Below are 18,968 nucleotides of genomic sequence, written 5' to 3'. Positions count from 1 at the left end.
TTGAAAGGAAAAAAGCATGACAAAGACCAAGTTTCCTCTAATCTCTGACAACGAAGCAATTTTTTCAGAAGTTCCTCATATGGATCTCTATGATGAATTTGACTTTATTAGTAATATCAAAGGTGACTATCAGGAGAAGACTTTTGCTGATTCTTCTTCGTCGAGTAAAACGGTAGCTCAGCCTATTCCATCTTCACAGTCAGAAAAACGAAAACAAGTAATTGCCGACAAGGTGAATCAATCCATCTCGCCTAAAGTTCAAGAAAAAAGTTATGCCGAGGTGGCAAGAGAAGAGGCTAGAGCTGATTTGAAAAAGAAACGCTCTGCTTCCTACTTGACCAGTGATGCCGTTTCAAAAAAACATCGTAGCAAAATTGGCTTTTCTGCGCGGAAGTCTACAACGACAAAAGCTCAGCCAACTGCCTTTTTCCAAAAAGAAAACCCAGGTGAATTTGCAAAGTACGGTCAGCACTTGAAGCAAGAAGACTATATTGTGGCTGATTTGTCTGCAGAGCCAGTTGTCCAAGTCGAAGCACCAAAGACTGAAAAGAAAAACAACTATGATTTTTTGAAGACTAGCCAAGTCTACAATAAAAAAGAGTTGCGCGATAAAAAAGAAAATAAAGTTGCGGCTGAATTGAATTTGACACGCTTTGATCAAGCTTAGTAGCAATAGACCTTAATATCTATCTAGAAGATTACTAGCTAAATTTTTAACTAGAGCATATGCTTTCTAGTTTCTTCGTTTTGCCTTTAAGAGGCATTCGAATTATTCGAAGTTTGGGGGTAGGACTCCCTCAACAGGAAAGGAAAGAATCATACTCATGACAAAAATCTATCATTTTATCGGAATTAAGGGCTCAGGTATGAGTGCCTTGGCTTTGATGTTGCACCAAATGGGCCACAAGGTTCAGGGGAGTGATGTGGATAAATATTATTTCACTCAAAGAGGACTGGAGCAGGCAGGGATAAAAATTCTGCCTTTTGATCCAAAGAATATTCAGGCTGATTATGAAATCATTGCTGGAAATGCCTTTCGTCCAGATAATAATGTAGAGATTGCCTATGCAAATGAACACGGAATTAGCTATAAACGTTACCATGAATTTTTGGGTAGCTTTATGCGTGATTTTGTCAGTTTTGGTGTGGCCGGAGCCCATGGGAAGACTTCTACAACAGGAATTCTCTCTCATGTCTTATCCAACATTACCGACACGAGTTATTTGATCGGAGATGGAACAGGTCGCGGTTCAGCAGGTGCTAAGTACTTTGTTTTTGAGTCTGATGAGTATGAGCGCCACTTCATGCCTTACCATCCAGAATACTCTATTATTACGAATATTGACTTTGACCATCCTGACTACTTTACTAGTCTAGAAGATGTCTTTAATGCTTTTAATGATTATGCCAAGCAAATTACTAAGGGGCTTTTCATTTATGGAGAGGACGAGCAATTACGTCGTATCACGTCAGAAGCACCAATCTATTATTATGGCTTTGAAAAGGAAAACGATTTTGTTGCCCATGATTTGCTACGTTCAACAACGGGCTCTACTTTTAAAGTTTCTTACCGTGGTCAAGAGTTAGGTGAATTCCACATCCCGACTTTCGGACGTCATAATATTATGAATGCGACAGCTGTCATTGGACTCTTGTATGTATCAGGTTTTGACTTGGACTTAGTCAGAGAACACCTGAAAACATTTGCTGGTGTAAAACGTCGCTTTACTGAAAAGGTTGTTAATGGCACTGTCATTATTGATGATTTTGCTCATCACCCAACTGAAATTATTGCGACCTTAGATGCAGCTCGTCAGAAATATCCAAGCAAGGAAATCGTGGCAATCTTCCAACCGCACACCTTCACTCGCACTATTGCCCTTTTGGATGAATTTGCTGATGCCTTGAATCAGGCGGATGCCGTTTATTTAGCTCAGATCTACGGCTCAGCTCGTGAGGTGGATCATGGAGATGTCAAAGTCGAAGACCTAGCTGAAAAAATTGTTAAACGTGTCCAAGTTGTAAGTGTAGATAATGTATCTCCACTTTTAGACCATGACAATGCTGTCTATGTCTTTATGGGAGCTGGAGATATCCAGACCTATGAATATTCATTTGAACGTCTCTTGTCTAATTTGACTAGCAATGTTCAATAAGAAGGAGTCGTCATGGAATCACCAATGCGAATTCGACAAGTCAAGTTGCTTGATTTGGAGGAAATAGTTCGGATTGAGCAAGCCAATTTCTTGGGAGAAGAAGCTACTAGCCCTGAGAAACTAAAAGAACAAATTGAAAAGATTCCAAATACTTTTTTAATCGCTGATTTGAATGGAGAAATCGCTGGCTACATCATTGGGTCAGCGGTTTCTTCACATCACCAGTCAGCAGATTGCCTAGTAAAGGGAATGAGAAATTTAGACAAATCTAACTTCATATTTCTTCAGAGACTTTCGATTAATCCAGATTTTAAGGGTCAGGGAGTTGGTACTCTCTTGCTTGCGGCTATGAAGGAAGTAGTAGTTGATCTTCAAAACCAAGGAATCTATCTGGCTTGTAAGGATCATTTGCTTTCCTATTTTGTAATGAATGGTTTTTCTGATTCAGGAATTTTTGAGACTACTTATGGAGACGAACCACACATTGAGATGATTTGGGAGAATCCCTATTTTAAGGAGTAAATCATGAAGATAAGACTTGCCGATTTAACTGATTTACCTGCCATTTACAAGATTGAATGTGAAAATTTTAGTCCTGAAGAGGCTATGAGTCAGGAATTGTTGGCTAGGCACATCGAACTTTTACCCGAAACTTTCCTTGTTGCTGAGAAAGATAATCAGATTTTAGGCTTTCTTGAAGGTCCAGTGAGACCGGAACGATACCTCTTGGATATCTCCTTTACAATGGAGATTGAAGATTTCAGCCATCAAGCAGGGGGGTATATTTCAATAACCAGTCTTTCGGTTTCCAAAGAAGCTCAGAGCATGGGGGTTGGTCGTAGGCTTCTGGAAGCAATGAAAGAAATCGCCATTTCAAATGGACGTGATGGTATCAATCTGACCTGTCATGATTATTTAACGGCCTATTATGAAAGGCATGGCTTTAGGAATCATGGACTATCTAAGTCAACTTATGCTGATGAAGTTTGGTATGATATGGTCTGGGAAGTTCCTTCTAAGGACTAATTAATTTAATATATTATGAAAGGAAGCCTTATCTTATTGCATTTATCAAAGTTTTAAGATATAATGTTAAGGATTATGAAGAAGGAGGTCAAATTTTTGACTGAAAATTCACAAGATAACGAAAAAAAATTGAGCTTTAAAGAGCAGATTTTAAAAGAGTTTGCTAATTCTCAAAAAAATGAAGTATCTTCCCAGGAAGAAGGTCCTTCTCTATCTGAACAAGTAGATAAAGCATTAGCGGAAGAAAGAACCAAAGAGGATCCTTCTCTATCTGAACTACTGCAGAAGGGGGATTCTTCCCTAGCTGAGGTTCTAGGAAAAGATTCTCTATCAACTGATTCAGCAAGTGAAAGTCAAGCTGAGACAACGGTTTCGCAAAAATCAGAAAGTTATTTGGATGAGCCTGAATCCGTTAAAGTTCCAGTGAAGGTTTCCTATAAAAACCAATCAAAGGAACCAAACGTGTCAAAAGAAGAGCCATTGGCGAAGACTGCGACATATAGAAGAGATGATCTGACATCTAAGGAAACCTTGTCTCGTTCTGCAAAAGAAAGACAAGCTAATAAGAAAAAACGTCAAAACAATGTAGCTAAAAAAATTGTATGGACGATTATTGCCCTCTTATTGGTTACTTTGGCAGTGACAGGTGTCTTTGTATACAGCTATATTGATTCCGCCTTGAAGCCAGTCAATGCTAATGATACTGAATATGTAACTCTTGAGATTCCTGCCGGATCAAGTGCTAAGGAAATTGGTTCGATTTTGGAGAAGAAAGGACTGATTAAGAGCGGTCAAGTCTTCAATTACTACAGTAAGTTTAAGAGCTATGCTAACTTCCAATCTGGCTACTATAATCTTCAAAAGAGTATGGATCTAGACACCATTGCGAAAGCTTTGCAAAAAGGTGGGACTGATACTCCTCAGCCACCAACTCTTGGCAAGGTAGTTGTCCCAGAAGGATATACTTTGAATCAAATAGCTGAAGCGGTTGAGAAAAGTGGTAATAAAAAGGTATCCATTAGTGCGAAGGATTTTCTATCCAAAGTGCAGGATGAAAGCTTTATTAGCAAAATGGTGGCCAAATATCCTAAATTATTGAGCGGACTTCCGACCAAGGATAGTGGGGTCAAATACCGTTTGGAAGGCTATCTCTTCCCAGCAACCTATAATTACACGAGTGACACAACAGCAGAAACTCTGATTGATCAAATGCTGGCAACTATGGATAGCAAGTTGAGCACCTATTACGAAGTGTTAGAAAGTAAAAATTTAACAGTGAATGATGTTCTGACCTTGGCTTCCTTAGTTGAAAAAGAAGGCTCAACGGATGAAGACCGTAAGAATATTGCAAGTGTCTTCTATAACCGGTTGAACCAAGGTATGCCACTTCAAAGTAATATTGCGATTCTTTATGCGGAAGGTAAACTTGGCAAAAAAACAACCTTAGCAGAAGATGCGGCGATTGATACTAATATTGATTCAGCATTTAATGTTTATAAAAATCCAGGTTTGATGCCAGGACCTGTAGATAGTCCAAGTCTTTCAGCGATTGAAGCAACTGTTAATCCAAACAAGACAGATTACCTTTACTTTGTTGCCAATACTGAGACTGGAACAGTCTACTTCGCGACAACTTATGAAGAGCATGCAAAAAATGTTGAAGAGCATGTCAATAGCAAATTAACACAATCAAGCAGTTCAAATTAAAAATTGGGAGTGGGACAGAACTCTAAGGCTTATTAGTTTGTTGTGTCCACCCTCAATTTTATTTTAAAGATTTTATAGAAACGAGATAAAAATAAAAATGGCAGAAAAAACATATCCAATGACCCTTGCGGAAAAGGAAAAACTAGAAAAAGAACTAGAAGAATTGAAATTAGTCCGTCGACCTGAGGTAGTAGAGAGAATAAAAATTGCTCGCTCATACGGTGACTTGTCTGAAAACAGTGAGTACGAAGCAGCTAAAGATGAGCAAGCCTTTGTAGAAGGTCAAATTTCAAGTTTAGAAACTAAGATTCGCTATGCAGAAATTGTAGATAGCGATGCAGTTGCTAAAGATGAAGTAGGAATCGGTAAGACTGTAACGATTCAAGAAGTCGGTGAAACTGAAAAAGAGGTTTATATCATTGTAGGTTCAGCTGGTGCAGATGCCTTTGCCGGTAAGGTTTCAAATGAAAGTCCTATTGGCCAAGCTTTGATTGGTAAGAAAAAAGGGGACATCGCAACTGTTGAAACGCCAGTTGGAAGCTACGATGTTAAAATTCTTAAGGTTGAAAAAACTAAATAACTCTAAAAAATGAGCTTCTGCTCGTTTTTTTTCGTCTTGAACTTTCACGTAAAAGGAGTATAATGTTCGTGAAAAAAGATTAAACGAAAGGGATGCTGATGCTAGTCAAGCTTGTCTTCTTGTTCTCACTGATTTTATGGATCCTCAATAGATACTTTCCAAGTCGAAATGCAGCGATAGGACTGCGTTTTCCTATTGCTTTTTCTTCGCTAAAAAAGTGGCAACAAATACAGGGAGAATTTTATCGATTACTAATCCTTAGTAATGGAGTTCTTTTGCTGTTATCCTGCTTTTATAAAATTAGTCCCTTAAAGTTAAATGCCCTTAGTCTATTAACGGTACTTGCTTCCGGTGTGCTTGTCTTAATCAAATACAATCAATAAAGAGAAGAACTTGTTGTAAAGGGGCTTTATGCTATTGGAAGAAATCTAGGTATCGTATTTTCAAGTATTAGGGTAAAAAGACGCTAACCCCACTTCTTTTTTGTTTTGGTCAATTCTTAGTGGTCGCTAGTTGAATCGACAAATTTCTTAATAGTTCTCTCGCTTAAAAAAGGAAATTACTTACCATTTTGGGGTATCTATAGACAATGCCATCCAGTCAGGGACTTGTGTAAAGAAAAACCTTTCCGCTACTAACGGAAAGGTTTTTCTTTATCTTGAACGTTGTTTGCCAGCGTTACGATTCTTTTTCTTTTTGTTATTGTTAGGGCGGTTATCAATAGCCTGGTTTGCTTTTGGTGTAACGTCTTTCAAATAAGCATTGGCTGACATGGTTTTAGGTGGGTTCTTTTCGTACTCCTCTGCTACCCGTTTCTTCATATAAGGGCGGATAAAGAAGTTAATGATGAACTGTTGCAAGATTTGAACAAAACCACCGACTACCCAGTAAAGAGTAACTCCAGCTGGCGCAGTGAGGGAGAAGATGACAATCATGAGCGGGCTCACATAGATCATTTTCTTCATTTGTTCTTTTTGTTCTTCATCTAGTCCAACGAGTGATAGAAGTGATTGAATATAGTAAAGAACTCCGACGACAACAATAAGAATCATACTTTGTTGACCAAGATTGATTCCCAAGAATGAACTTTCAGCAATTCCCTTAGTGTAGCGAGCTGCATAAAAGAGAGCTGAGAAGAAAGGCATTTGGATTAAGAGAGGTAAACATCCAACACCACCTAACATGCTGATGCCATTTTCTTTTTGAGCGGCCATTAAAGCTTGTTGGGCTGCTAATTTCTCTTCCTGAGTTTCCGCATTCTTCATGCGCTCATTGATAGGAGTGAAAATTGGACTTAAATAATTTCTCTTTTCGGACTGATAGGTTGCATTCCAAGATTGATAAAGTCCAAGTGGCAAAATGATCAAGCGGACGATAACTGTTACCAAAATGATAGCAAGACCAAAGCCCAAGCCTAAATCACTGGCAAAGTATTTGATGACTTGGCTCATAGGAGCAACCAAGAATTGATAAACAAAGCCTTGACCTGTTGGTTGACCTTGTTTATTGGTCTGGACACAGCCAGAGAGAATCAGAAGAAGGGTTAAGCCCATTCCTGAAAATAATAAACGTTTAAATGTTTTCACGATTCTATATTCCTTTTTTAAATGATACCTTTCTATTCTACTGTTTTTTTCTTAAATATACAATAGTTCCCTAGACCTAATTTGAAATTTTGAAATCTGAGAAAGAATCAAAATTGGCCATTGTTACATCCAGATAACTTACCTTAGAAAATGGTGTGGGACCTTTTCGGATTTCTTGAATAAACTTAGCCATAGAAGCGGGGCTGTCTGCCTGGGCAAGAATACTGACAGTCCCATCCTCATTATTCCATACACGCCCTGTAATGCCACCGATTTCTAAAGCAAGGGAATAGACTCCCCAGCGAAAACCAACTCCTTGGACCCGTCCTTGAGCAATCATTTTAACTTTTTGCATGTCAGCCTCCTTTTTATATCCGACTTGAGCATGAGTTTTATTCTTAAAATTTATGTTATACTATTCTTATGAATATTATAACCTCTAAAGCTAATAATGTGGTAAAAAAAGCTAAAAAACTCCATCAAAAGAAATACAGAACAGATTCCTATTTGATAGAAGGTTGGCATTTGTTTGAAGAGGCTCTTTCGAGTGGGGCTGAAGTTATCTCTATTTTTGCTTTGCCAGAATATGCAGATCGCCTGTCTGGATGTGAACAAGTAAATTGGTTGAGCCCTGACTTACTGAGGGATTTAGCTGATAGTAAGACCCCGCAAGGAATTGTTGCCGAGGTTAGGCTCCAACAAGAAGTCTTGCCAGAGAAACTGTCAGGGAAATATCTTTTTCTAGAAGATGTTCAGGATCCAGGGAATCTAGGGACGATTATTCGGACAGCAGATGCAGCAGGTTTTGATGGGATTTTTATCTCTGAACATTCGGCAGATTTGTACAATCTGAAGACCTTACGGTCCATGCAGGGGAGTCATTTTCATCTTCCAATCTATCGCTTAGCAACAGCTAACTTGATTGACTTGGCAAAAAAATCAGATCTTCCTATTCTTGCTTCTACCCTTTCTGATGATTCAATCGATTACCAAAAATTAAAGGGGAGCAAAAACTTTATCTTGGTGATGGGCAATGAAGGACAGGGGATTAGCTCTATGATAGAAGCTGCAGCTGATCAGTTGGTTCATATACCTATGAAGGGGAAGGCTGAAAGTTTAAATGTGGCGGTAGCAGCTGGAATTTTAATCTTTTATTTAAGCTAAAATTTAGGAATTAGGTTATAATAAAGGCAAATGGAGGTGATTCTATGCCTTATCAAAATGATGATGAGTTTATGGCCCACGTGGGACATTTGATTGAGAAGCCCAGCGTCCAGCGCTTGAAGGGCATTCCACATCATTTGTATTCCAATCGGCTTGAACATTCTATCAATGTAAGTTATACTAGTTATAAGATTGCGAAAAAATTGGGCTGGAATAAGCGCAGTACAGCTAGAGGTGCTCTTCTTCATGATTTGTTCTATTATGATTGGCGGGTGACTAAATTTAAGAAAAGCCATGCTTGGGTTCATCCCCGTTTGGCGGTTCGAAATGCTCGGAAGCTAACCAAATTGAATAAAGTCGAAGAGGATATTATCATTAAGCATATGTGGGGCTTAACAATTGCGCCACCGCGTTACAAGGAAGCTTATATTGTAACTCTTGTTGATAAATACTGGGCAATCAAAGAAGCAACCTCTCCGTGGAGACAAAAGATTCGTAATCGAAAGTTATTTCATCGTAAGATGTTAAAGAATTAAAAAGGAGACGAGATGTTATGAACAATCGTACAATCATTCAGGATGCAAGTGGCATCAATACTTTTTATGCAAAAATTTATTCTCTTGTTGGAGTCGGACTTGGAATTTCAGCGATAGTGTCGGCACTGATGTTGAGTATGTTTCAGTCAGTTATTGTTTCTGTATTGATGGGCTCTACTTGGATATTCTATGTGGCTATTGCTGCTGAACTTATTTTAGTCTTTGCGGCTTCTGGTATGGCAGTTAAAAATAGCCCTGCAGCTTTACCACTCTTTCTAGTTTATTCTGCATTAAATGGCTTTACCTTGAGTATTGTTCTTGCCCTTTATACTCAATCATCTGTCTTATCTGCATTTGTAACGGCATCAGCTATGTTCTTTGCGATGGCCTTTATTGGGAAGGTGACTAAGAAAGATCTTTCTGGAATGGGACGAGCATTGAGAGCTGCCTTGTTTGGTTTGATTATTGCTAGTGTTGTGAATATCTTCTTAAGAAATGGAAGTTTTGACTTCTTGATTAGTATCGCAGGTGTTATCATCTTCTCAGGTTTGATTGCATGGGATAATCAAAAGATTCGTTACGTATATGAACGGTCAAATGGTCAAGTTGAAAATGGCTGGGCAGTATCCCTTGCTTTGAGTCTTTATCTTGATTTTATTAACCTCTTCCTCAGCCTTCTTCGTTTATTTGGTCGAAACGACTAATTAATGAAAAATGGATTTCTCCTTGCTTGAGATTGCCAGTAGAGAATTCCATACTGTATGAGAAGAGATCTTTCTCATTGCTATATGAATAACAGAGTTAGGACTAGTTTTTAGTCCTGACTCTTTTTTGTGTAGGGGAAGGAGTCTACTGGTCTTAGAATTTCTTAACTAGGGGAAAATCAAAGTTTGTGAAAAAACAATCTGTCCCAAAATACTAAATTTTCTGAAAATTCCTTGACATTATGGTGAAAAATGGTAACATAAAGTATACGTTTTTGAAAAAAGTGATGTCAAGATAGGACTAAGAGCTTGAGAGATATATCTATAAAGACTTTTAGGATGTGAGACTTGCTTCTGTGCTTTATTAAAAATAAAAAGAATAGCTACTTTTTTCTTGATTTATTGGGGAAAAATGTTATTATTGGTAGCAGAAGTTAGAATTTTTTGACAATTCGGAATTTATCTATGAGGGAGGAACTTGTGAAGCAAATCAAATTAAAAGAACCAAAAAATGGTTCTGAACTGGTTTTAGAAACCTTGTTAGAACTTGGTATAGACACAGTTTTTGGTTATCCTGGTGGTGCAGTCTTGCCTTTGTATGATGCGATTTATAATTTTAAAGGCATTCGTCATATTCTAGGTCGCCATGAGCAAGGTTGCTTGCATGAAGCTGAAGGTTATGCCAAATCAACTGGAAAGTTGGGTGTCGCCATTGTCACTAGTGGACCTGGAGCAACAAATGCTATTACAGGGATTGCAGATGCTATGAGCGATAGCGTTCCTCTTTTAGTCTTTACAGGACAAGTTGCTCGAGCAGGGATTGGGAAGGATGCCTTTCAGGAGGCGGATATTGTTGGTATTACGATGCCAATTACCAAATACAATTACCAGGTACGTGAGACGGCTGATATTCCACGAATTATCACTGAAGCTGTTCATATTGCAACAACTGGTCGTCCTGGTCCAGTCGTCATTGACTTGCCCAAGGATGTATCAGCTTTAGAGACAGACTTCATCTATTCACCAGAGGTGAATTTACCAAGTTACCAACCAACGCTTGTTCCGAATGATATGCAGATCAAGAAAATCTTGAAACAACTATCTAAAGCCAAGAAACCAGTTTTGTTGGCAGGTGGGGGTATCAGTTACGCAGAAGCTTCTAAAGAATTAAATGAATTTGCAGAACGCTATCAAATCCCTGTTGTGACCAGTCTTTTGGGTCAAGGGACTATTGCAACGAGCCACCCACTTTTTCTTGGGATGGGAGGTATGCACGGTTCCTTTGCAGCTAACATTGCCATGACAGAAACAGACTTTATGATTAGCATCGGTTGTCGTTTTGATGACCGCTTGACAGGAAATCCCAAGACTTTTGCTAAGAATGCCAAGGTTGCTCATATCGATATTGATCCTGCTGAGATCGGTAAGATTATCAGTGCAGATATTCCTGTAGTGGGCGATGCTAAAAAAGCTTTACAGATGCTTCTAGCAGAACCAACAGTTCATAATAATACTGAAAAGTGGATTGAAAAAGTTACGAAGGATAAGAATCGTGTCCGGTCTTATGATAAGAAGGAGCGCGTAGTTCAGCCTCAGGCGGTAATTGAACGCATCGGTGAGTTGACGAATGGGGATGCCATTGTTGTAACAGACGTAGGGCAACACCAAATGTGGGCAGCTCAATATTATCCTTATCAGAATGAGCGTCAATTAGTTACATCTGGTGGCTTGGGGACCATGGGATTCGGAGTCCCTGCTGCTATTGGAGCTAAGATTGCTAATCCAGAAAAGGAAGTTATCCTTTTTGTCGGTGATGGTGGCTATCAGATGACAAACCAAGAGATGGCTATTCTCAATATCTATAAGATTCCGATTAAAGTTATCATGCTAAACAATCATTCACTAGGAATGGTGCGCCAGTGGCAGGAAGCTTTCTATGATGGTCGTACCTCTGAGTCAGTCTTTGATACTTTGCCAGATTTCCAGCTCATGGCTCAGGCCTATGGTGTTAAATCTTATAAATTTGACAATCCAGAGACTATTGCTCAGGATTTGGAAGTGCTGAAGGAAGATATACCAATGTTTATCGAGGTGGACATTTCTCGTAAGGAGCACGTTTTGCCAATGGTACCAGCTGGTAAGAGCAATCATGAGATGTTGGGGGTGAAGTTCCATGCGTAGAATGTTGACCGCTAAACTCCAAAACCGTTCGGGTGTTCTAAATCGCTTCACTGGTGTTCTATCCAGACGTCAGGTTAATATTGAGAGTATATCAGTCGGAACGACGGAGAATCCTGAAGTATCACGTATCACCATCATCATTGATGTGACTTCATTAGCAGAAGTAGAGCAGATTATCAAGCAGCTCAATCGTCAAATTGATGTGATTCGAGTTCGAGATATCACAGATCGTCCTCACTTAGAGCGTGAAGTGATTCTGGTTAAGGTTTCAGCTCCAGCTGAGAAGCGTGCAGAGATCCTGGCCATTATCCAACCTTTCCGTGCAACGGTAGTGGATGTGGCTCCAAACTCAATTACCATTCAGATGACTGGAAATGCTGAAAAGAGTGAAGCTTTATTGCGAGTGATTCGACCATATGGTATCAAAAATATCGCTCGTACGGGTGCAACTGGATTTACCCGCGACTAATACTCTTAGATTTTCATTGAGTAAAAAATCCAGCTTAAATTTGTTAAACCAGCCTTTAAGGCAATAAAAAAATAGAAAAGAGAGAAAAACTATGGCAGTTCAAATGGAATACGAAAAAGATGTAAAAGTAGCAGCGCTTGACGGTAAGAAAATTGCCGTAATCGGCTATGGTTCACAAGGTCATGCTCATGCACAAAATCTGCGTGATACAGGCCATGATGTGATTATCGGTGTTCGCCCTGGTAAGTCATTCGATAAGGCTAAAGAAGATGGCTTTGATACTTACACAGTAGCAGAGGCAGCTAAGTTGGCTGATGTCATCATGATTTTGGCGCCAGATGAAATTCAACAAGAACTCTACGAAGCAGAAATCGCTCCAAACTTGGAAGCTGGTAATGCAGTTGGATTTGCCCATGGTTTCAATATCCATTTTGAATTTATCAAAGTTCCTGCTGATGTAGATGTCTTTATGTGTGCCCCTAAAGGTCCTGGTCACTTGGTTCGTCGTACTTTTGAAGAAGGATTTGGTGTTCCAGCTCTTTATGCAGTCTACCAAGATGCAACAGGAAATGCGAAAAACATTGCTATGGACTGGTGTAAAGGTGTTGGTGCAGCTCGTGTTGGTTTGCTTGAAACAACTTACAAAGAAGAAACTGAAGAAGATCTCTTTGGTGAACAAGCTGTTCTTTGTGGTGGTTTGACTGCCCTTATCGAAGCAGGTTTTGAAGTCTTGACAGAAGCAGGTTACGCTCCTGAATTGGCTTACTTTGAAGTTCTTCATGAAATGAAATTGATCGTTGACTTGATCTACGAGGGTGGATTCAAAAAAATGCGCCAATCAATTTCAAATACTGCTGAATACGGTGATTACGTATCAGGCCCACGTGTAATTACTGAGCAAGTCAAAGAAAACATGAAGGCTGTTTTGGCAGACATTCAAAATGGTAAATTTGCAAATGACTTTGTAAATGACTACAAGGCTGGCCGTCCAAAACTCACTGCTTACCGTGAACAAGCAGCCAACCTTGAAATCGAAAAAGTAGGTGCTGAATTGCGTAAAGCAATGCCATTTGTTGGTAAAAATGACGACGACGCATTTAAAATCTACAACTAATCGGTAAAGAAAGAAACAGATGGGGCAGAGAAATGAATTTCCTGCCTCCTTTCTTATCAAATGAAAACTTGCTGTATTTAATGATGCCAGATTCCTTGTTAAAAAAATGGTAACAGCTGGGATTGGCTTTGGTGTGGTTAATTGATTTCCACGCTTACAAGGATAATACATAAAGAAGGGAATTGTATGCTTGCAGCTAGAGATATTTTTAAAGCCCATCAAGTATTAAAAAATGTAGTTGAACGGACTCCACTGGACTTTGACCGTTATTTATCTGAAAAATATGGGGCGACTGTTTATCTGAAACGCGAAAATATGCAAAAGGTACGCTCCTTTAAGATTCGTGGTGCGTATTACGCCATTCACCAGCTATCTGAAGAGGACAAAAAAAGAGGAGTGGTCTGTGCTTCGGCGGGAAATCACGCGCAGGGAGTAGCTTTTACTTGCCATGAGATGAAAATTCCGGCGACTATATTTATGCCTGTTACGACACCCCAGCAAAAGATTGGACAAGTGCGATTTTTTGGTGGCGATTATGTAACCATTAAGTTGGTAGGAGATACGTTTGATGCCTCTGCTAAGGCCGCACAAGAATTCACCAAATCAGAAAAACTAACCTTCATTGATCCTTTTGATGATCTAAATGTTCAGGCCGGTCAAGGAACGGTGGCTTACGAAATCCATGAACAAGCCCAAGAAGAAGGTGTTGATTTTGATCAGATCTTCGTTCCAGTTGGTGGGGGAGGTCTGATTTCAGGAGTTTCAACTTATATTAAGTATGTTGAACCTGGAATGGAAGTGATTGGAGTTGAGGCTTCGGGTGCTCAGAGTATGCAAGCCGCCTTTGATCACGGAGAGCCAGTTAAGTTAGAGGAAATTGACAAATTCGCGGACGGAATTGCTGTCCAAAAGGTTGGGCAATCAACTTATGAAGTAGCTCGTAAATATGTTGATAAACTGGTTGGTGTGGATGAAGGCCTGATTTCAGAGACCTTGATTGATATGTATTCAAAACAGGGGATCATTGCTGAGCCAGCAGGTGCAGCTTCCATTGCAGCGTTAGAGGTAATGAAAGAAGAAATCAAAGGAAAAAACGTTGTCTGCATTATTTCAGGGGGAAACAATGATATCAACCGGATGCAGGAAATGGAAGAACGTGCTCTTATTTATGACGGGATTAAGCACTATTTTGTGGTTAATTTCCCGCAACGCCCAGGAGCTCTTCGAGAATTTGTGAATAACATTTTAGGTGTCAATGATGATATCACGCGTTTTGAATATATAAAACGTGCCAACAAGGGAACAGGTCCGGTTTTAATCGGTATTGCTCTGGGCGATAAGAATGATTATGAAGCTTTGCTTTCACGCTTATCAGAGTTCGACCCTGGATACATTAATCTTCATGGTAATGAGAGTTTGTATAACCTCTTGGTCTGATTGAGTCTTTGATTACGATTAGGAAAGGAAGGTTTGGTTTTGTTGCATACAAGGCCAGATCTTTTTTGTTCTTCTAAGTTTTTTGAACATTGAAAAACACCACAAAATCTCTGTCTTGTGGTGTTGATTTTTATTTATAGGTTAGGTGCTTAAAGGAACAATCTCATTAGTTCATGGGCTACACCGTCCTGATCGTTTGTTAACCCCAGTTGTTGATCAGCAAAAGGCAGAAGACTAGTATTAGCATTTTTCATAGCATAACCAGTACCAGCGAACTCTAGCATTTCAGTGTCATTGTGTTCGTCACCAAAAGCAATCAAATCTTTACGATCAGCATTCATGATGTTTAAAAGATACTTCAAGGCAAAGGCCTTGTGGACTCCTTTGGGAGTACATTCAAGAATGTTGAGTGGTCCACCCCAGGTATTGATGGTAAGCTCGTGTTGATAAAATGAACTCATTTGATCAGCTAGAGCATATTTATCTTCTGCTCGTGTCTGCAAGAGAATGACACTAGGATTCTTAGTAACGAGCTGAGGGTTAAACTGATTCTCGGGAACAAAAGCATTTACGCCGAATAATTGAGGATTGGCAATTTCTTCGTTAGTGTTGGTAATATAAAATTTATTGCGGTACTCACCGGCAATAAAGTCTGCTTCAATTTCTTCTTCTCGAGCAACCATATCAATCAGATATGATTTATCGACTGTCAAAGATTTTTCAAATTTCCATTTCTTACCTGGTAGATGTGTTAGAGAGCCATTGAAGTTAATCATAGGAGTATCCAGTCCTAATTCTTCATAGTATTGATGAGCCATACGGTATGGGCGGCCGGTTGTAATGATCACCTTATGTCCTTTTTGAGCTACTTTTTTTATGGTCTCTTTAGTAAAATCTGACAATTGACTTTGCGAATTAAGCAAAGTACCATCTAGGTCTACAGCAATAATTTTATGCGCCATGTTAAATCCTCTTCATGTATGATAGTTCCTATTATAGCAGATTTTAAGTTTAATGGTAGTGATTTGTGTTATAATGAATTTCCAATGGTCGAGGCAGATGGTTGTAATGAACAATTACATCTGGTTGGATTTTTTATTTCTAAGTAAGGAGTTTTCTTGTATGCGTAAAATTTTCATGATTCATTTATTTTTTCTATTGATTTCCTTGTTAGTATACATGGAAGGAATAACTAAGTCAGGTCCTGACTTAGTCTGGAACATGATGCTGGCTTTGATTGCTTATGATTTTGCTATTTTGACTCGTTATTTTAAACGGGCTTGGTTATTTCCCGTATTTTTCATCCTTTGGCTGGTCTTTTATCCCAATACTTTTTATATGATAACTGATATTGTTCATATGCATTGGGTTGGAGATACCTTATGGAATAAGACTAGTTTGCATTTGTTTATGGCTTTTGTTCCAAGCATCTTGTTTGGTGTATACTGTGGAATTGAAAGTTGGATCATTATTAGAGAGCGTTTGAGATTAACTTGGTGGCTGGACTTACTCGTAACAGGTGGCCTCTCTTTTATCTCTAGTTTAGCAATCTATATCGGTCGTTATGACCGCTTAAATACGTGGGATTTAATTAATAATCCCAGTCAAGTAGTTGAGAAGTTATTAGCTACTTTTCAAAGGGAACGCTTGTTTTTTATACTGGGATTTACATTTATTCAATTCATGAGTTTGGTTTTTATGGCAAGAGATGATAAAAAACAATAAAAATATAAACATTTGTCTTGAAAAGATGAATGTTTTTTTGTTATAATGGATTCGTTGTTCGTTTAAAACGAACTAAAATCTTTGTCTATAGATGGGAGTTATGAATTGGACAAGCTTTTTAAATTAAAGGAGAATGGTACGACCGTTCGTACAGAAATTCTCGCTGGCTTAACAACATTCTTTGCGATGAGTTATATTCTCTTTGTCAATCCAGCAATGCTATCTCAAACTGGTATGCCAGCACAAGGAGTATTTTTAGCAACAATTATTGGTGCTGTGGCTGGTACCTTGATGATGGCCTTTTATGCTAATCTGCCCTACGCACAAGCACCTGGGATGGGGCTGAATGCCTTTTTCACCTTTACAGTTGTCTTTAGTTTAGGCTATACTTGGCAGGAAGCCTTGGGAATGGTCTTCATCTGTGGAATCATTTCTTTGATTATTACCTTGACCAAGATTCGGAAGACCATTATTGAGTCTATTCCAGGATCCTTAAGAGCTGCAATTTCAGCTGGTATTGGTGTTTTCTTAGCTTATGTAGGGATTAAAAATGCAGGCTTATTGAAGTTTTCTATTGACCCAGGGACCTATACAGTTGCTGGCGAAAGTGTCGAGAAAGCTCAATCGGCTATTACTGCTAACTCATCTGCTACGCCAGGCCTAGTTGCTTTTAATGATCCTGCTGTTTTAGTTGCCTTGGTAGGTTTAGCGATTACTGTCTTTTTTGTAGTAAAAGGAATTAAGGGCGGAGTTATTCTATCCATCTTTGCTACAACTGTTGTTGCAATTTCTGTTGGTCTAGTAAACCTGTCCTTTATTGACTTAAGTCAAAATAATATTGACACAGCCTTTAAAGAGTTAGGAGAAATTTTTGGTGTAGCTGTTGGTCCAAAAGGTTTAGGAGCTCTCTTTACTGATACGGCTCGTTTACCTCAGACATTTATGGCTATTTTGGCCTTCTCCTTGACAGACATTTTTGATACAATCGGTACCTTAATCGGTACAGGAGAAAAAGTTGGGATTGTGGCAAGTTCTGGAGAAAACCATGAATCTGAGAGATTGGATAAGGCTTTGTATTCAGACTTGATTGGGACTTCTATCGGTGCAATTGCAGGAACATCAAATGTTACTACTTATGTAGAGTCAGCAGCAGGTATTGGAGCAGGTGGACGGACAGGTCTAACAGCTCTAGTCGTAGCAATCTGTTTTGCTATATCTAGCTTCTTTAGTCCTCTCTTGGCAATCGTTCCAACTGTTGCGACAGCTCCGATCTTGATTGTTGTTGGGATTATGATGCTGGGAAGTTTGAAAAACATCGAATGGGATGATTTGACTGAAGCAATCCCTGCTTTCTTCACTTCAATATTCATGGGATTCAGCTACAGTATTACTCATGGTATCGCAGCTGGTTTTATCATGTACGCTCTGGTTAAGACAGTAAAGGGACAGGCCAAAGAAGTTCATACTATGATTTGGATTTTAGATGCTCTCTTCATTTTAAACTTCGTCAGTCTAGCTTTGGCAAAATAATCAGAGAAGTTGGATTTATCCAGCTTCTTTTTTATGTTGTGATTTTATGCATGAAAAAATTTTTTCTGGTATAATAAGACTTATGTTTAGTCATAATGAAAATGAGCTGATTGCTATTGGTCAAAAAATAGGGCGATTGTTGCAAGCGCGTGATGTGCTGATTTTGTCAGGTGATTTGGGGGCTGGTAAAACAACCCTGACCAAGGGGATTGCTCAAGGCTTGGATATTAGGCAAATGATCAAGAGTCCTACCTATACCATTGTTCGAGAGTACGAAGGGCGGTTGCCACTCTATCATCTGGATGTTTACCGGATTGGAGAAGATCCAGATTCAATTGACCTAGATGACTTCCTCTATGGTGATGGGGTTACTGTTATCGAGTGGGGAGAGCTTTTGGAAGATAGTTTGCCACAAGATTACCTGAAGATTCAGCTTGTCAAAGAAGAAGACGGAAGGCGGATTTTATTCGAGGCTGTTGGACAAGCTTCAAAGGATCTCTTGCAAAAGATAGAAAGCGAAATCCGTTAATGCCAAGAGAATATGATTTGCTACTGAGGGAAGCTGAAGCTAGTGATGCGGAACTTCTGATTGACTTTCTCAGCCAGATTGGTCAAGAGTCTGATTATACGACTTTGGATGAGGAGGGAGTCATGATGAGTGTGCAGCAAATGGCTGAATTTTTAGACTTACAGGCTTCCTTGGAGAATCGAATTTCAATTCTGGCTTTCCTAGATGAAAATTTGGCCGGACTAATCAATATTACTGCTGATCGTCATGCGCGTGTTTGCCATATTGGCGAACTGTTCATTGCTGTAAGAAAATCATACTGGAACCAAGGTTTGGGTAGGATTCTCATGGAGGAAGCCATTGATTGGGCTAGCCAGTCTGGTGTGATTCGCAAATTAGCTCTAAGTGTGCAAGTAAGAAATGAACGAGCAGTGCATCTCTATCAAAGTTTAGGCTTTGAGATTGAAGGCTTACAAAAACGTGGAGCCTATCTAAACGAAGGGAAATTTCTAGATGTTTACCTCATGGGAAAACTGATAGATTAA

General features: G+C 39.2%; 20 protein-coding genes. 17 read left to right on the top strand and 3 right to left on the bottom strand.

Translation table 11 applies throughout. The features are described from left to right. Window positions 1–16: 16 nt before the first annotated feature. From HMPREF0847_RS08325 to greA, 6 genes are all read left to right on the top strand, one after another. Window positions 17–667, top strand: a complete 651-nt coding sequence (locus tag HMPREF0847_RS08325) for a hypothetical protein (RefSeq protein ID WP_008808518.1) — start codon at window positions 17–19, stop codon at window positions 665–667. Between the two features lie 157 nt (window positions 668–824). Beyond that, window positions 825–2,156, top strand: a complete 1,332-nt coding sequence (murC, locus tag HMPREF0847_RS08320) for a UDP-N-acetylmuramate--L-alanine ligase (protein WP_008808519.1) — start codon at window positions 825–827, stop codon at window positions 2,154–2,156. Window positions 2,157–2,168: 12 nt separating this feature from the next. Further along, window positions 2,169–2,678: a GNAT family N-acetyltransferase gene (locus HMPREF0847_RS08315; RefSeq protein ID WP_008808520.1), complete on the top strand. Its 510-nt coding sequence runs from the start codon at window positions 2,169–2,171 to the stop codon at window positions 2,676–2,678. A gap of 3 nt (window positions 2,679–2,681) precedes the next feature. After that, window positions 2,682–3,182: a GNAT family N-acetyltransferase gene (locus HMPREF0847_RS08310; protein WP_008808521.1), complete on the top strand. Its 501-nt coding sequence runs from the start codon at window positions 2,682–2,684 to the stop codon at window positions 3,180–3,182. A gap of 63 nt (window positions 3,183–3,245) precedes the next feature. Further along, window positions 3,246–4,889 carry an endolytic transglycosylase MltG gene (gene mltG / locus HMPREF0847_RS08305; protein ID WP_037622567.1) on the top strand — a complete coding sequence of 548 codons (1,644 nt, stop codon included), beginning with the start codon at window positions 3,246–3,248 and terminating at the stop codon, window positions 4,887–4,889. A gap of 97 nt (window positions 4,890–4,986) precedes the next feature. Next, window positions 4,987–5,469 (top strand): transcription elongation factor GreA, encoded by a 483-nt coding sequence (greA, locus tag HMPREF0847_RS08300; RefSeq protein ID WP_008808523.1) that lies wholly within the window; start codon window positions 4,987–4,989, stop codon window positions 5,467–5,469. Window positions 5,470–6,122: 653 nt separating this feature from the next. Here the strand turns inward: greA and yidC are convergent. Both yidC and HMPREF0847_RS08285 read right to left on the bottom strand, forming a co-directional pair. Next, complete coding sequence (gene yidC / locus HMPREF0847_RS08290; RefSeq protein WP_008808524.1) at window positions 6,123–7,055, bottom strand: membrane protein insertase YidC; 933 nt, start codon at window positions 7,053–7,055, stop codon at window positions 6,123–6,125. A gap of 76 nt (window positions 7,056–7,131) precedes the next feature. After that, window positions 7,132–7,410, bottom strand: coding sequence for an acylphosphatase (locus HMPREF0847_RS08285; RefSeq protein ID WP_008808525.1), 279 nt, complete (start codon window positions 7,408–7,410; stop codon window positions 7,132–7,134). A 68-nt stretch (window positions 7,411–7,478) separates the two neighbouring features. Between HMPREF0847_RS08285 and HMPREF0847_RS08280 the strand changes: the two genes are divergently transcribed. The 7 genes from HMPREF0847_RS08280 (at window position 7,479) to ilvA (ending at window position 14,660) form a co-directional block, all read left to right on the top strand. Then, window positions 7,479–8,219: a TrmH family RNA methyltransferase gene (locus HMPREF0847_RS08280; RefSeq protein WP_008808526.1), complete on the top strand. Its 741-nt coding sequence runs from the start codon at window positions 7,479–7,481 to the stop codon at window positions 8,217–8,219. 44 nt (window positions 8,220–8,263) lie between these two features. Further along, window positions 8,264–8,755, top strand: a complete 492-nt coding sequence (locus tag HMPREF0847_RS08275; RefSeq protein ID WP_008808527.1) for an HD domain-containing protein — start codon at window positions 8,264–8,266, stop codon at window positions 8,753–8,755. 17 nt (window positions 8,756–8,772) lie between these two features. Continuing rightward, window positions 8,773–9,459, top strand: coding sequence for a Bax inhibitor-1/YccA family protein (locus HMPREF0847_RS08270; protein ID WP_008808528.1), 687 nt, complete (start codon window positions 8,773–8,775; stop codon window positions 9,457–9,459). Window positions 9,460–9,924: 465 nt separating this feature from the next. After that, window positions 9,925–11,640: an acetolactate synthase large subunit gene (locus HMPREF0847_RS08265; protein ID WP_392391711.1), complete on the top strand. Its 1,716-nt coding sequence runs from the start codon at window positions 9,925–9,927 to the stop codon at window positions 11,638–11,640. Next, a complete protein-coding gene (gene ilvN / locus HMPREF0847_RS08260; protein ID WP_008808530.1) occupies window positions 11,633–12,109 on the top strand; it encodes an acetolactate synthase small subunit in 477 nt (158 codons plus the stop codon). The genes HMPREF0847_RS08265 and ilvN overlap by 8 nt, the downstream gene beginning before the upstream one ends. Before the next feature lie 91 nt (window positions 12,110–12,200). After that, window positions 12,201–13,223, top strand: coding sequence for a ketol-acid reductoisomerase (ilvC, locus tag HMPREF0847_RS08255; protein WP_008808531.1), 1,023 nt, complete (start codon window positions 12,201–12,203; stop codon window positions 13,221–13,223). Window positions 13,224–13,409: 186 nt separating this feature from the next. Further along, a complete protein-coding gene (gene ilvA / locus HMPREF0847_RS08250) occupies window positions 13,410–14,660 on the top strand; it encodes a threonine ammonia-lyase IlvA (RefSeq protein WP_008808532.1) in 1,251 nt (416 codons plus the stop codon). A gap of 149 nt (window positions 14,661–14,809) precedes the next feature. Here ilvA and HMPREF0847_RS08245 read toward each other — a convergent pair whose 3' ends face one another. Beyond that, window positions 14,810–15,622: a Cof-type HAD-IIB family hydrolase gene (locus HMPREF0847_RS08245; protein WP_008808534.1), complete on the bottom strand. Its 813-nt coding sequence runs from the start codon at window positions 15,620–15,622 to the stop codon at window positions 14,810–14,812. Window positions 15,623–15,782: 160 nt separating this feature from the next. Here HMPREF0847_RS08245 and HMPREF0847_RS08240 point away from each other — a divergent pair, with 160 nt between their 5' ends. The 4 genes from HMPREF0847_RS08240 (at window position 15,783) to HMPREF0847_RS08225 (ending at window position 18,968) form a co-directional block, all read left to right on the top strand. After that, window positions 15,783–16,385 (top strand): DUF1361 domain-containing protein, encoded by a 603-nt coding sequence (locus HMPREF0847_RS08240; protein WP_008808535.1) that lies wholly within the window; start codon window positions 15,783–15,785, stop codon window positions 16,383–16,385. A 105-nt stretch (window positions 16,386–16,490) separates the two neighbouring features. After that, the gene (locus HMPREF0847_RS08235; protein WP_008808536.1) at window positions 16,491–17,915 is read left to right on the top strand and encodes an NCS2 family permease; all 1,425 of its coding nucleotides are present in this window, start codon (window positions 16,491–16,493) and stop codon (window positions 17,913–17,915) included. Window positions 17,916–17,997: 82 nt separating this feature from the next. Then, window positions 17,998–18,444 carry a tRNA (adenosine(37)-N6)-threonylcarbamoyltransferase complex ATPase subunit type 1 TsaE gene (tsaE, locus tag HMPREF0847_RS08230; RefSeq protein ID WP_008808537.1) on the top strand — a complete coding sequence of 149 codons (447 nt, stop codon included), beginning with the start codon at window positions 17,998–18,000 and terminating at the stop codon, window positions 18,442–18,444. Further along, entirely contained in the window at window positions 18,444–18,968 is a 525-nt protein-coding gene (locus HMPREF0847_RS08225; protein WP_008808538.1) for a GNAT family N-acetyltransferase, read from the top strand. The genes tsaE and HMPREF0847_RS08225 overlap by 1 nt, the downstream gene beginning before the upstream one ends.

Origin of the sequence: Streptococcus sp. 2_1_36FAA (assembly GCF_000161955.2) — a bacterium.
Lineage (GTDB): Bacteria > Bacillota > Bacilli > Lactobacillales > Streptococcaceae > Streptococcus > Streptococcus gordonii.
This window is presented reverse-complemented; position numbering and strand designations above follow the sequence as displayed.

What these genes read in the sequence shown, in the direction of transcription:
- HMPREF0847_RS08325 (WP_008808518.1), top strand. Translation starts at nt 17, where the DNA reads ATGACAAAGACCAAGTTTCCTCTAATCTCTGACAACGAAGCAATTTTT.
- murC (WP_008808519.1), top strand. Translation starts at nt 825, where the DNA reads ATGACAAAAATCTATCATTTTATCGGAATTAAGGGCTCAGGTATGAGT.
- HMPREF0847_RS08315 (WP_008808520.1), top strand. Translation starts at nt 2,169, where the DNA reads ATGGAATCACCAATGCGAATTCGACAAGTCAAGTTGCTTGATTTGGAG.
- HMPREF0847_RS08310 (WP_008808521.1), top strand. Translation starts at nt 2,682, where the DNA reads ATGAAGATAAGACTTGCCGATTTAACTGATTTACCTGCCATTTACAAG.
- mltG (WP_037622567.1), top strand. Translation starts at nt 3,246, where the DNA reads ATGTTAAGGATTATGAAGAAGGAGGTCAAATTTTTGACTGAAAATTCA.
- greA (WP_008808523.1), top strand. Translation starts at nt 4,987, where the DNA reads ATGGCAGAAAAAACATATCCAATGACCCTTGCGGAAAAGGAAAAACTA.
- HMPREF0847_RS08285 (WP_008808525.1), bottom strand. Translation starts at nt 7,410, where the DNA reads ATGCAAAAAGTTAAAATGATTGCTCAAGGACGGGTCCAAGGAGTTGGT.
- HMPREF0847_RS08280 (WP_008808526.1), top strand. Translation starts at nt 7,479, where the DNA reads ATGAATATTATAACCTCTAAAGCTAATAATGTGGTAAAAAAAGCTAAA.
- HMPREF0847_RS08275 (WP_008808527.1), top strand. Translation starts at nt 8,264, where the DNA reads ATGCCTTATCAAAATGATGATGAGTTTATGGCCCACGTGGGACATTTG.
- HMPREF0847_RS08270 (WP_008808528.1), top strand. Translation starts at nt 8,773, where the DNA reads ATGAACAATCGTACAATCATTCAGGATGCAAGTGGCATCAATACTTTT.
- HMPREF0847_RS08265 (WP_392391711.1), top strand. Translation starts at nt 9,925, where the DNA reads ATGAGGGAGGAACTTGTGAAGCAAATCAAATTAAAAGAACCAAAAAAT.
- ilvN (WP_008808530.1), top strand. Translation starts at nt 11,633, where the DNA reads ATGCGTAGAATGTTGACCGCTAAACTCCAAAACCGTTCGGGTGTTCTA.
- ilvC (WP_008808531.1), top strand. Translation starts at nt 12,201, where the DNA reads ATGGCAGTTCAAATGGAATACGAAAAAGATGTAAAAGTAGCAGCGCTT.
- ilvA (WP_008808532.1), top strand. Translation starts at nt 13,410, where the DNA reads ATGCTTGCAGCTAGAGATATTTTTAAAGCCCATCAAGTATTAAAAAAT.
- HMPREF0847_RS08245 (WP_008808534.1), bottom strand. Translation starts at nt 15,622, where the DNA reads ATGGCGCATAAAATTATTGCTGTAGACCTAGATGGTACTTTGCTTAAT.
- HMPREF0847_RS08240 (WP_008808535.1), top strand. Translation starts at nt 15,783, where the DNA reads ATGCGTAAAATTTTCATGATTCATTTATTTTTTCTATTGATTTCCTTG.
- tsaE (WP_008808537.1), top strand. Translation starts at nt 17,998, where the DNA reads ATGTTTAGTCATAATGAAAATGAGCTGATTGCTATTGGTCAAAAAATA.
- HMPREF0847_RS08225 (WP_008808538.1), top strand. Translation starts at nt 18,444, where the DNA reads ATGCCAAGAGAATATGATTTGCTACTGAGGGAAGCTGAAGCTAGTGAT.